Source organism: Citrobacter sp. GW821-FHT07H02, from assembly GCF_059418505.1.
In genome coordinates, this window is the sequence record NZ_JBWKPZ010000001.1 from 469,192 (window position 1) to 481,161 (window position 11,970).

General features: G+C 54.7%; 9 protein-coding genes. 2 read left to right on the forward strand and 7 right to left on the reverse strand.

Translation table 11 applies throughout. The annotated features are described in order from the left end of the window. Window positions 1-5: 5 nt before the first annotated feature. Complete coding sequence (locus tag AC07NP_RS02195) at window positions 6-1,307, reverse strand: MFS transporter (protein ID WP_203358377.1); 1,302 nt, start codon at window positions 1,305-1,307, stop codon at window positions 6-8. A gap of 290 nt (window positions 1,308-1,597) precedes the next feature. On the opposite strand from AC07NP_RS02195, the gene AC07NP_RS02200 reads away from it, so the two are divergent. Beyond that, complete coding sequence (locus tag AC07NP_RS02200; protein ID WP_494659430.1) at window positions 1,598-2,671, forward strand: LacI family DNA-binding transcriptional regulator; 1,074 nt, start codon at window positions 1,598-1,600, stop codon at window positions 2,669-2,671. On the opposite strand, the gene AC07NP_RS02205 is transcribed toward AC07NP_RS02200, so the two are convergent. The 4 genes from AC07NP_RS02205 to AC07NP_RS02220 all read right to left on the reverse strand — a co-directional run bounded on the left by AC07NP_RS02205 (window position 2,668) and on the right by AC07NP_RS02220 (window position 8,994). Further along, window positions 2,668-3,930 (reverse strand): DUF1479 domain-containing protein, encoded by a 1,263-nt coding sequence (locus tag AC07NP_RS02205; protein WP_494659431.1) that lies wholly within the window; start codon window positions 3,928-3,930, stop codon window positions 2,668-2,670. The two genes, AC07NP_RS02200 and AC07NP_RS02205, sit on opposite strands and share 4 nt — an antisense overlap. 703 nt (window positions 3,931-4,633) lie before the next feature. Next, window positions 4,634-5,449, reverse strand: a complete 816-nt coding sequence (locus AC07NP_RS02210; RefSeq protein WP_494659432.1) for a Cof-type HAD-IIB family hydrolase — start codon at window positions 5,447-5,449, stop codon at window positions 4,634-4,636. Window positions 5,450-5,656: 207 nt separating this feature from the next. Further along, window positions 5,657-8,089, reverse strand: coding sequence for a glycyl radical protein (locus AC07NP_RS02215; RefSeq protein WP_203358373.1), 2,433 nt, complete (start codon window positions 8,087-8,089; stop codon window positions 5,657-5,659). Between the two features lie 5 nt (window positions 8,090-8,094). Beyond that, window positions 8,095-8,994 carry a glycyl-radical enzyme activating protein gene (locus tag AC07NP_RS02220; RefSeq protein WP_494659433.1) on the reverse strand — a complete coding sequence of 300 codons (900 nt, stop codon included), beginning with the start codon at window positions 8,992-8,994 and terminating at the stop codon, window positions 8,095-8,097. Between the two features lie 134 nt (window positions 8,995-9,128). Here AC07NP_RS02220 and fsa point away from each other — a divergent pair, with 134 nt between their 5' ends. Next, the gene (gene fsa / locus AC07NP_RS02225; protein WP_301696285.1) at window positions 9,129-9,791 is read left to right on the forward strand and encodes a fructose-6-phosphate aldolase; all 663 of its coding nucleotides are present in this window, start codon (window positions 9,129-9,131) and stop codon (window positions 9,789-9,791) included. A 40-nt stretch (window positions 9,792-9,831) separates the two neighbouring features. Here fsa and moeB read toward each other — a convergent pair whose 3' ends face one another. Together moeB and moeA are read right to left on the reverse strand one after the other, a co-directional pair. Then, the gene (gene moeB, locus AC07NP_RS02230) at window positions 9,832-10,581 is read right to left on the reverse strand and encodes a molybdopterin-synthase adenylyltransferase MoeB (RefSeq protein WP_494659434.1); all 750 of its coding nucleotides are present in this window, start codon (window positions 10,579-10,581) and stop codon (window positions 9,832-9,834) included. After that, a complete protein-coding gene (gene moeA / locus AC07NP_RS02235; protein WP_494659435.1) occupies window positions 10,581-11,816 on the reverse strand; it encodes a molybdopterin molybdotransferase MoeA in 1,236 nt (411 codons plus the stop codon). Before moeA ends, moeB begins: the two co-directional genes overlap by 1 nt. Window positions 11,817-11,970 lie beyond the last annotated feature (154 nt).

Genomic DNA, 11,970 nt, shown 5'->3' on the forward strand with positions numbered 1-11,970 from the left:
CACTATCAAGCGCGCTTGGCGCGACGTTCAGCAATAAATGCCACCAGGAAAATAGCGCCAATCAGGTCGAAGAAGCCCATGGCGATGAAGAGTGGGTTAAAGCCGATTTTGTCAGCGGTAACACCAATCAAAAGGGAGAACAGGAAACTGGCGATCCACGCCGCCGAACCGCGCATGCCGTTGACGGTCGCCATCTGACCTTTATCAAATGACTCCACGACCAGCGCACTCAGCATGCAGGAGATGATCTGATGCCCGAAGCCGCCGATGGACATCAGGATCACGGCAACAATCGGATCCCGGGTGATCGCCACCGCGGCGAGCGAAATCATCATAAATGCGCCGGTGACGGAGCTGGCGATGGTTGAGTTAACGCGTGAGTAGCCGAACAGGCGGGTATAGAGTTTGGTCAGATAGCCACTTGCCACGCTGCCCAGATCAGCGGCGAGAAACGGCAGCCAGGCAAATAAGGCGATCTGCTTGAGATCCATATTGTATTCTTTGGCGAAGTAGAGCGGCATCCAGAAACTGAACACTGCCCATGCCGGTTCCGCCATAAATGCCGGGATGGCGATACCATAAAAACGTTTGTTTTTAGCGACGCCTTTCAGCGCGGTGAAGAAGGGCTGTTTTACGGGCGCGGGCTCGTTGTCCTGCTTGATCCAGGCCAGCTCGTCCTTGCCGAGATTCGGGTGTTTTTCCGGGTTATGGTAGAACGCCCACCACAGAATCACCCACAGCAGCGCCAGCACGCCGGTGAACATAAATGCACCCTGCCAGCCAAAAGAAGCGTGGGCAAAGTAAATAATTGGCGGCGCTAACATCGCACCAATTGAGAAACCCACACCTGCCCAGCCAGCGGCAATCGGGCGTTCGGTTTTCGGGAACCATTCGCCAAGGGTTTTGGCGTTGGCCGGGGTGGCAGCGGCTTCGGCACCGCCCATAAAGAAGCGCAGAATAGCCAGATGCAGCCAGTTCCCGGCGCCAGCGTGAGCGATACAGGCAATGGCCCACAAACAGGCGCAGATCATAAAGCCGAGCTTCAGGCCGATCACATCAATCAGCCAGCCGCACAGGGGCTGGAAAAGGGTGTAAGCGAGCTGGAAGGCGCCAACGATCCAGGAGTATTGTTCGGTGGTAATACCCAGACTGTCTTTGAGCTCCGGGGCCAGAATACCTAACGAGTTTCGCGTGATGTAGTTAACTGTGACGCCAAGTAAAAACAGCACCAGCATATACCAGCGCAAGTTTTTCATGACACGGCGGGTTTTGCTTGCCGTAACTGTGTTGTTAATGTCCTGACTCATTTCTTTCTCCACAAGACGGACGATATAGGGAAAATTCATTCCAGTTGTCATACAGATTTGTATCGATTTGATATGTATCTGTTTTATGGTCTAAAGCTGACATACAACTAGTATGGGAGTGGTGTAACAAATTCACCTTAAGGGAGAAAAGAGGTGGGTAATAGCGGATTTTGTGCAAGCTTTCTCATAACGATTGTCTTTTATTTGTCATGATGCGCCGGACACCCGTTACTGCTTAATCTCAGGGTTATGAAAATTTTTTCATTTGCCCGATGGAGCGAGATCACAAAATGGATAAAAGGCTCAAAATCGCCGAAATTGCCGCCCGTACGCAGCTCTCCATCAGCACCGTTTCCCGGGTGCTCGCGGGGAAGGCCAACACCAGTGAAAAAGCACGCAGTAAGGTACTGGCCTGCGCGCGGGAACTGGGGGTGATGGACGGTATGGCGGCGGGGCGGCTGCTGCTCAATAACCTGTTGGTTTTTGCGCCACAACGGGCGTTTGATGAGCGGTCCGACATCTTTTACTACCGGGTGCTCCAAAGTTTAAGTAAAGGGCTGGTTTCCCATGAGGTCAGGCTACGCTATTGCGCGCTGGAAGAGCTGGACAGCGATGCCCAGCTTTTTCTGACGCGTATTAACGAGCCGGAAACGCAGGCAGTCATGCTGCTGGGTATCGATGATCCGCATATTCATGATCTGGTGGTGGATGTCGGGAAACCCTGTATGTTGATCAACTGTCGCGACAGAAGACAGCGTTTGCCTGCGGTCGCGCCTGACCATCGCGCGATTGGCGAGCTGGCGGCTGACTATCTGTTTGAGATGGGCCACCGGGAAATCATGAACGTGTTCTGTCTTCGTCGTTACACGATGGAACTTCGGCTGGCGGGCGTTCGCGATGCCTGGCAGTCGCATAATCTGACGTTTAATGATCAACGCGATTTGCTAGTGGTGCCCAGTTTCAGCGCGAAAGAAACGGAGCTGCAGGTAAGCGAATGGTTGAAGCACACGCCAGCCAAAGCGCTGCCGACAGCGTTTCTGGTGGGCGGTGATTTTATGGCCGCAGGGACGATCAGCGCACTGCAAAAGCAGGGGTTGCGTGTGCCGCAGGATGTCTCGGTAATGAGTATCGACGGATTTAATCTGGCGACGATTCAGGATGTTCTCTTAACTGCTGTTCATGTCCCGCGCGATGCGCTGGCAATAGAGGCCGTGCATATGCTCCAGCAGCGGCTGATGCGCCCCGATGCGCCGGTCGGTACGCTGTTGCTCAATGGTTCGCTGGCAATCCGCGAATCTGTCCGGCGGATACGTCAGGGAAAACGACGCACCGCCGTAGAGAGAGAAGGGCTGTATGACGATTAAGCCATACCCAGCGCGCGCTTACCGTGAATATTCAAATCATCGAGCGTAAAGCGTCCTTCCCAGTTGGTTTCATAATCCTCGCGGGGGAAGTCGCCCGGCGAGGCGCCTTTCTCCAGTGCTGCTTTGACTTTGTGCGCGTAAGCCAGATTTTTTTCGCACAAAGGCGCTGCGGGGATGTACATCACGTTACCCCAGCCTTGCTGGTTTTCAACGGGTGCCACGGAGTGAATGACGTCGCAATGCCACCAGACAGAGTCACCGGCTTCCAGTTGTGGAATGCTGGTTAACGCTTCAATCAACAACGGATGCCATTGTTCAGAAATGGGCAATACTCTGCCTGGCGCGACGCCGCACAGTTCATCTTCCGGAACATCATCCAGCAGAGGGCGTAACAGGACATACGCCATCGCTTCCGGGATCGGCACCACGTGCAGCAATCCCTGACCGGGCAACATATCGGAAAGCGCGGTCCAGCCCTGGAAAGTACGGAACACCGAACATTTGGTGGTGTTCTCTACAGTGTACTCTTCCACGTCGGTACGGTGCGCAGCGTTCCACGGATCGTACTGATCGACATTGCCGCCAAACATCTGCGCGAAGACCTGTTGATACGCAGGGAGCAGCCAGCGTTCCAGGGCGCCAGAGTCGGTATGCGCGCCAAGCCCTTTTGAGGTTGTTCCCGGCGGGCGGCGGCGAATACGATCCGGGTAGATAACGCTCACATCCGGGTTAAACCACTGCTTACCGTCGCTTTCAAAGGTCCACAAACGGTTGAGGAACGACTGGGCGTTAGCCATCTCCTCGCTTTGACGCGCCTGCATTTGCGCCTGTGACCAGTAGATCGGATAAATTTCCGGTCGGGAGGCGGACAGTGTCCCGAAAAAGTTATCGCCCGGGCCTTTATACACCTCGTCAAAATGGTTGCGATCCAGGTAGTCGAGCATGGACTGATCCCAGTCCAGCGCCTGTTCCCGCGGGAAATGCTGCTTAATGACCACGCAGCCGTGTTGTTTAATCTCTTCTCGCTGGGCGTTTGTGATGCGACCTGCTTTCATGTCGGCGTAAGTGAGTTCAGGCCAGACAGTTTCGCCGCATGCTTTACGCGCATTAATGTCCGCCACGCGGGTTGCAATCACATCACTGAGTTTGTCAAAAACCTGCTGAACATCACCGATTTGTGCTCGCAGCGCTTTTTTCATCTGCCGGATAGCGGATTTGTGGTCGGCGGGTAACGTATCGCTGGTAAAGGTAAGAGCCATAAACACCTCACTTAAACTTTCATTCGAAAGAAATGTAACTTACAAATGATACTTTAAGTTAAAAATAAGTTAATGCAAGTTGAAATTTTCGACAGTGTGAAAAGAATGCAGAGAGAGGAAGAAAAATTTGAGCGCAATACGCTAAGGGGGGGCGTTCTGGAATTAGGGAGAACCTTTTACTCTGGTGAATGGTGACTCACCGCCGCCTCCCTGCGGGCCGCCCCGGCCAGTCGTCAACGTCGCATCGATTTTCAGCCGGACCGTGGTGTCGCTTCAGCATTCTGACTTTCAGTGGTTTCCGTCTGGCTGTTTAAACAACAACTCAGATGGTCAGGTGTGGGGAGAGTCCGGCCGAAAATTGTCGACGTGTTTCCGTAAGGCCGGGGAACCCGCAGGGATGCGGGTTCAGGGCGCGTTTTACACGGACGTTACCTCGCGCCCGACCCGGTAGCCTGGAGGAATAAGCGGAGGTACACCGCGAAGCGGCAATTTTCCTGCCGGGAGCCGGGATTGTTAAGGGTGCGGCGATAGCACCCTTAACCCGTTCACGGGACATGAAATGCCAGAGAAGCGAGGAACATAAAGTGAACGGAACCCTTCGCAAAACCAGCATGTTGAATCTGCAGGGTAAATGCCTTATTGCTTTTTGGTTGGTCAGTGCTGAACCAACCAGCATTAAATCACAACGCTCCGGATTGATGAGTCATTCATTGAACGGGGCGGTTTTATCCAGTACGGCCTGAATAACGTTCAACGCGCCCTGGTGATTATTATCGTCAGTTGCATAGCGAGAGAGGGCTTTGATGCTGTCTGCGGCGTTCTTCATGGCAAACGAGTAGCGTGCCATTTTCAGCATTTCCGCGTCGTTGCCGCTGTCACCGATGGCGACCACATTTTGCGGTGACAAATTCCAGCGTTTTAACAGGCGGCTAATGCCGTTGGCTTTATGCAGACCCGGAATGATCAGGTCTATAAAGCCGAATCCGCTGGTGACCGGTTTCATAATACCGTCCAGTGCGGTATGCAGCGTGTCGATCATCATAGGGATCTGCTGATCCGGTAAATTCAGTGAGAATTTAAACAGCACGTCATCGATGTGGTGATAATCCTTCACCGGTTTCAGGCGGTGATAGTGTTTTGACATCAGCGCCACAAAGGCGTCGGGGGCGTTTTCGCTGATGTACGCGCTTTGCAAACCACAGGCGACGAAATTGAGCTGTTTATCTTTTAACAATTCACCAATCACGATGCGCGACTCGTGGCGGGTCAATTCGCCGTGAAACAGCTGTTTGCCATGCTCAAAAACCAGCGCACCGTTTTCGGCGACAAAAGAGATTTCATCTTTGAGCTCGGGGAAGAAGGAGATGAGTTGGTAATACTGATTGCCGCTGGCGACGACAAATTCAATATCGCGTTTTTTCAGTTCCTGATACTGCGCCATAAAACGCGCATGATCGTACTGCTTGGCGTCGTCGAGAAAAGTCCCGTCCATATCGGTGACGATAACTTTTACGGTCATACATTACTCTCCAGAATATTACTGCGACTAGCAACATTCTAATAACAATGTGACCTGAAGCACAAATTTAATTACGAATGAAAGTGAGAGGGGTACAGACGCTGTAGGCCGGATAAGCGTCAGCGCCATCCGGCAATCGTGAGGAGTGGCTGCCGGATGTCGGCGTGAACGCCTAATCCGGCCTACAACTCTTATGCCATCGTCCGTTTACAGCATATGTTCGGTACGGGCGATGATATCGTCCTGGGCATCCGGAGAGAGTGCGGTGAAGAAGGCGGAATAGCCTGCCACACGCACGACCAGGTCGCGATACTGGTCCGGGTGCTTTTTCGCTTCCAGCAAGGTTTCACGCGAAACGATGTTGTACTGAATATGCCAGCCTTTGTGCTCTTCAAAGAAGGTGCGCAGCAGGATCATCAGCTTCTGCTTGTCGGACTCGTTTTCCAGGGTGGCTGGATTCAACTTCTGGTTGAGCAGCACACCGCCGAGAATGGAGCCGGTCGGCAGTTTGCCGACGGATCCAATCACCGCCGTAGGTCCGAGGTGGTCAGTACCAGAAGAGGGGCTTGCACCTTCCGCCAGCGGCGTGTGGGCTTTGCGGCCATCCGGCGTTGCCATTGTCGCGGCGCCAAAAGGCACGTTGGCAGAGATAGAGGACGTACCGGCGTAGTAGTTGCCACCCGTCGGGCCACGACCGTAACGCGGGTTATGGTACTGTTTCAGTTCGTCGATATAGGTCTGGTAAGCACGGGCCAGCAGAGTATCGACGCTATCATCATCATTACCGTACTTCGGCGCGCCGTTGATCAGACGCTGACGCAGCTGCTCGTGGGTCAGCCCTTCGAAATCGTCAGCCAGTGCCGCCGCCAGCTGTTGTTGACCAATCGCACCCTGGTCAAAGACCAGTTTTTTCACTGCGGCCAGGCTGTTGCCCAGGTTGGCGATACCCACCTGCAGACCCGAAACCCAGTCATACTTCGCGCCGCCTTGCTTGATGCTTTTCGCCCGCTCGATGCAGTCATCGACCAGCGCCGAACAGAGAATGTCATGTACGTTCTCTTCCAGCATGGTATCGACCACATACTCAATTTCGATCGATTTACGGGTGTAGTAGCGGATCTGGGTATCCCAGGCTTCCATCACCTCGTCGAAATTGTTGAAGTTACCGGCAGAGAGCGCTTTTTCCTGCGGCAGGAAGACTTTCCCGCTGGTGGCGTCACGACCGCCTTCCAGCGCCGCCAGCATCACGCGCGCAAAGTTAATAAAGCTCATCCCGGTGCAGCGGTAACCCCATTTGCCGCCAACGGCGGTTTCGATACAGCCGATTGCCGCGTAGTCGTAGGCGTCCTGCGGGTCGATGCCGAGTTTAATAAATTCCGGAATAACGATTTCGTCGTTGTTAAAGGCTGGCATCCCAAAACCACAGCGAATCACCTGTACGCAGGCGTCGAGGAAGTCATTGCTCATCCCGGCGTGGTAGCGCACGCTGAGGTTTGGCTGCGTTGAACGCAGACGACCACAGGATTCCAGAATAGCGTAGGAGAGCGGGTTAACCGCATCCATAGGCTGGTCGTTAACCAGATTCTGACCGCCAATGGTGACGTTCTGATACAGCGGGCTACCGGCAGACGCTTTGGAGTGGGAGCCGGAGCGGATTTTGTTCACCTCCAGCAGTTTCAGCCAGCAGCTGTGCAGAAGTTCAATGGCGTGCTCGCGATCCAGCGTCTGGTTCAGCTCGACGTCGCGACGGTAGTACGGATAGAGATACTGGTCCATACGACCGAACGAGACGGAGTGGCCGTTAGACTCAATTTGCAGAATGAGCTGGATGAAGTAGCACAGTTGTAACGCCTGCCAGAAGGTTTTTGGCGGTTCGTGAGCGATCACATCGCAGTTTTCCGCCATGGCCAGCAGTTCGTCGCGGCGGCTTTCGCGCGTTTCGGTGGCCGCCATTTCGCGCGCCAGGTCGGCAAAGCGCTCGATGTGCAGACTCACCGCGTCGAGAACGATATCAATCGCTTTCAGGAACTGATCGCCGTGCAGATCTTCCAGACAGGTGAGGTTAATGCGGGAACGACGTTCGTCGACTTTGTGGCGCAGGCCATCGAGCCCTTTTTCCAGCACCAGCGGGAAGTTGACCGCCAGATGCGCATCGCCGGAGGTCATGTTGCCTTCGGCCTTGATGATCCCCGTTTCCAGCAGACCTTTTTGCTCATCGGTAAACATGCCGTAGCAGCGATCCTGAACGGTCTGTCCGCGCCACCAGGGGCAGACTTCATGCAGCACGCGTTTGTTCTCTTCGCTGACCGCAAAACCCGCACCCGGACGATCGGCGAGGTCATCGATCTCTTTTTCAATCCACGAGACGGTGTATTCCGGGAAGATAGGCGCAGCGCGGACTTCACTTGCCTGGTTGCCGATGATCAGCTCGTCGTGTTTGATCCAGATGGTACGTTCCGCCAGATGATGCGCCAGCGCCAGAGCACGACGAACCGGGATAGGCTTATTCAAATGCTGCTGGTACATCTCGGTGTAGTGCTGGGCGCGTTCGGTACATACCGGCGGTTTCACAATATGGATCAGCGCAGTTTTGTGTGCCTTGATGCGGTCGCTGAGTGTATCCAGTTTCAGTGTGGTCATGGGAATTATCCTCGTAAAGTCGCGGTCAAACCTTTCGTGCTGGCGTACTGTTGCGCAAAGTCGAGCAGCGCAGGCGCATCAAGCGGTTTGTCTGGGGCGTTGTAGGGTTGACTGAGTAAGTGGTATTTGTTGATGCCCAGCGTGTGGTAGGGCAGAAAATGGATTTCACCGACGTGCAGCTCGTCGGCGGCAAAATCGGTAATGGCTTTTATCGCCTCTTCATCGGCATTAAAGCCCTGAATCAGCGGCACGCGAATAATGATTTTTTTCCCTGCGGCAGCCACTTTTTTCAGATTTTCCAGCACCCGGGCGGCGTTGCCATCGGTCCATTGTTTGAACGGCGCGTCGGCTACATGCTTCAGGTCTGCCAGAAACAGATCGATATTCGGTAATGAGGGCGCAATGTATTTCCAGGGCACATGCAGGCAGGTTTCAACGGCAGTATGAATGCCTGCATCATGGCTGGCTTTGAAAAGCGCGGCCGCCAGTTCCGGCTGCATAAACGGTTCGCCGCCGGAGAGGGTAATTCCACCGCCGCTGCGATCGTAAAAGGGTTTATCGCGCAACACGGTGGCCATGATCTCTTCCACGCTTTTCATCTCGCCGCACACGGTTAACGCCTGTGTCGGGCAGCAGTCGGTGAGCGCATTGATATGGGCGTCGTTCAGTTTTTCACGGTGGATCAGCAGGCCATTCAGCGTACGCTCGCACACACCTGGGGCTGCCTGAGCGCAAAGATCGCACCCTTCCAGGCACAAACGCGCATCGTATAAAAGATCCTGCGTACGTGCGCGGCTCTCCGGGTTCTGGCACCAGCGGCAGCTCAGGGAGCAGCCTTTGAGGAACACCACGGTTCGTATACCTGGGCCATCGTGAGTGGAATAGCGCTGAATGTTGAAAATCATAAAACGGCCCTCTTGTTTCGTATAAAGATTAAATTACTTTCGAATGAAAGTTATATTGACGCAGGTCAACTAACTGAGCAGTTTTGCCGTGGTATCGTGAATCCATGCTAAATCTCACAGTTTGAGGAATGATTATGGAACTCTATCTGGACACTTCTGATGTCGATGCCGTGAAAGCCCTGGCGCGCGTTTTTCCGCTGGCGGGTGTCACCACCAACCCCAGCATTGTGGCCGCAGGTAAAACGTCGCTGGACGTGTTATTGCCTGAGTTATATGAAGCGATGGGCGGTAAAGGACGTTTGTTTGCCCAGGTGATGGCCACCACGGCAGAAGGAATGGTCAGCGATGCGCGCCTGCTGCGGGCGATTATCCCTGACATCGTGGTGAAGATCCCGGTCACCTCAGAAGGTCTGGCCGCCATTAAATTGCTGAAATCTGAAGGTATCCCTACGCTGGGTACGGCGGTTTACAGTGCTGCGCAAGGGCTGCTGGCAGCGCTGGCTGGAGCGGATTACGTTGCGCCGTACGTGAACCGTCTCGATGCGCAGGGCGGTGATGGTATTCAGACGGTCAATGAACTTCAGCAACTGCTGCACATGCATGCGCCGCACGCTAAAGTCCTGGCGGCCAGCTTCAAAACGCCGCGTCAGGCGCTGGATTGCCTGTTGGTAGGGTGTGAGTCTATTACTCTTCCACTGGATGTCGCCCAGCAGCTGATCAGCTCTCCGGCGGTGGATGCTGCGGTGAAGAAATTTGAGCACGACTGGCAGGGAGCCTTCGGGCGGACCTCTCTGTAAGTTCTGATACCGGGTGGGCGTCATGCTCACCCGGTCTTATTTACTTCCCGCACACCTCACAGCCCGGATTGCGCATCAACTTCATTTCGCGGAACTGGCAGGTCATGGCGTCATACATGACGATTTTGCCGGAAGCAGGCTTTCCGTACTGCGCCAGTAATTTAATCGCCTCCATGGCCTGCAACGAGCCAATCACGCCGATCAGCGGCGCCATAACGCCCGCTTCCACGCAGGTCAGCGCGTTCTCGCCGAACAAACGACTCAGACAGCGATAGCAAGGTTCACCGTCTTGCCAGGTGAAGACGGTAATTTGGCCTTCCATGCGGATAGCCGCGCCGGAAACCAGCGGCACTTTTGCGGCGAAGCAACCTGCGTTGAGCTGATTACGCACCGTGACGTTATCGGTACAGTCCAGCACCAGGTCATGCTCAGCGATCAGCGCATGGAGGGCTTCATCCTCCAGCAGGGCGTTAAGCGGGGAGATAATGATATGCGGATTAATACGCATCAGCGCGTCACGGGCGGATTCGACTTTGGGTTGCCCGACCGTCGCGTCACTGTGCAGCGTCTGACGCTGCAAATTGGAGACCGACACCGTATCAAAATCGAGCAATGTCAGATTGCCGACCCCTGCACTTGCCAGATATTGCGTGGCCGCACATCCCAGTCCACCCAGCCCGACCACCAGCACGCGCGCCGCTTTTAAGGCTTCTTGCCCGTCAAAATCGAAGCCACGCAGAATGATTTGCCGGTTATAGCGCATCATCTCCTGGTCGCTGAGCTCAGCCATTACAGACCTCCAAACAGCGCGTTAAACGGCTCGACTTCCACCCATTCGCCCGCTTCAACATTGCCGCGATCGCGCTCCAGTACAATAAAGCAGTTCCCCAGGCTAAAGGAGCTGAAAATATGCGAACCCTGATGTCCGGTGGTGGTGACTTCCAGTTCGCCCTCGGCGGTGCGCTGTAGCACGCCGCGCTGAAAATCGAGACGCCCGGGGGTTTTCTTCAGACGAGAGGCGGTGCGCACCCGCTGGCGCGCGGGCAGTCCGCATGCGGTATTGCCGCTGAGTTTGGCCAGCAGTGGCTGAACAAGTTGATAAAACGTCAGCGCGGCGGAGACCGGGTTTCCCGGCAGACCGCAGAACCAGCTATTGTTGAGTTTGCCAAAGGCGAACGGTTTACCGGGCTTAATGGCCAGTTTCCAGAACGTAATTTCGCCCAGCTCTTCCAGAATCGTTTTGGTGTAGTCCGCTTCGCCAACGGAGACGCCGCCGGAGCTTATCACCACATCTGCCTGGCTGTCCGCTTCCGCAAATGCGGCGCGTAAGGCGTGCGGGTCGTCGCGGATAATGCCTAAGTTGATAACGTCGCAACCGAGCTGTTCCAGCATCAGATGCACCGTTAAACGGTTGGTGTCATAAATTTGCCCGTCGCCCAGCGGCTGACCCGGCAGTTGCAGTTCATCGCCTGTCGAGAACAGCGCCACGCGCACTTTACGTACCACCGGGACGTCGGCGATACCCAGCGAGGCCAGTACCGGCAGTTCTGCGGTGGTCAGGCGCGTTCCCGCCGCAAATACAGTGGCGTCAGCGGTAATATCTTCTCCGCGATGGCGAATGTTTTGCCCGTCGCGGACTTCCGCCGTAAAGCGTACGCCTTCGTCCGTTTGTTCTGTTTGTTCCTGCATTACCACCGCTTCGCAGCCTGCGGGGACGGGAGCGCCAGTCATAATACGGATACAGGTATGTGCAGGCCATTCACCCTGAAAAGGCTGCCCGGCAAAGGCTTTACCGGCCACAGGAAGCGGCTTACCGGAGGCCAGATCGCCTAAACGAACCGCATAGCCGTCCATCGCCGAGTTATCAAATCCCGGCACATCGAGGGGAGAGACAACGTCGTTTGCCAAAATGCGACCAAAACACTGAACCAGCGGCAGCGTTTCGACAGCAGTAAGAGGGGTAATGCGCGATAACATTTGCGTGAGTGCCGATTCAAGCGGCATTAATCCGGCGGTAAATTCCATGGAAATACTCCTGCGGGGCAAATTCGAATCCGTCTATTATGTCAGAAAATGCCAGCAGACTGTATGCCACCTCGGGCTTAACCTTTACATGCTGCTTGCATCTTTCTATATTCAAAAATCGAATGAAGAATTCACAATAATTCTGATATTTATA

What these genes read in the sequence shown, in the direction of transcription:
- AC07NP_RS02195 (WP_203358377.1), bottom strand. Translation starts at nt 1,307, where the DNA reads ATGAGTCAGGACATTAACAACACAGTTACGGCAAGCAAAACCCGCCGT.
- AC07NP_RS02200 (WP_494659430.1), top strand. Translation starts at nt 1,598, where the DNA reads ATGGATAAAAGGCTCAAAATCGCCGAAATTGCCGCCCGTACGCAGCTC.
- AC07NP_RS02205 (WP_494659431.1), bottom strand. Translation starts at nt 3,930, where the DNA reads ATGGCTCTTACCTTTACCAGCGATACGTTACCCGCCGACCACAAATCC.
- AC07NP_RS02210 (WP_494659432.1), bottom strand. Translation starts at nt 5,449, where the DNA reads ATGACCGTAAAAGTTATCGTCACCGATATGGACGGGACTTTTCTCGAC.
- AC07NP_RS02215 (WP_203358373.1), bottom strand. Translation starts at nt 8,089, where the DNA reads ATGACCACACTGAAACTGGATACACTCAGCGACCGCATCAAGGCACAC.
- AC07NP_RS02220 (WP_494659433.1), bottom strand. Translation starts at nt 8,994, where the DNA reads ATGATTTTCAACATTCAGCGCTATTCCACTCACGATGGCCCAGGTATA.
- fsa (WP_301696285.1), top strand. Translation starts at nt 9,129, where the DNA reads ATGGAACTCTATCTGGACACTTCTGATGTCGATGCCGTGAAAGCCCTG.
- moeB (WP_494659434.1), bottom strand. Translation starts at nt 10,581, where the DNA reads ATGGCTGAGCTCAGCGACCAGGAGATGATGCGCTATAACCGGCAAATC.
- moeA (WP_494659435.1), bottom strand. Translation starts at nt 11,816, where the DNA reads ATGGAATTTACCGCCGGATTAATGCCGCTTGAATCGGCACTCACGCAA.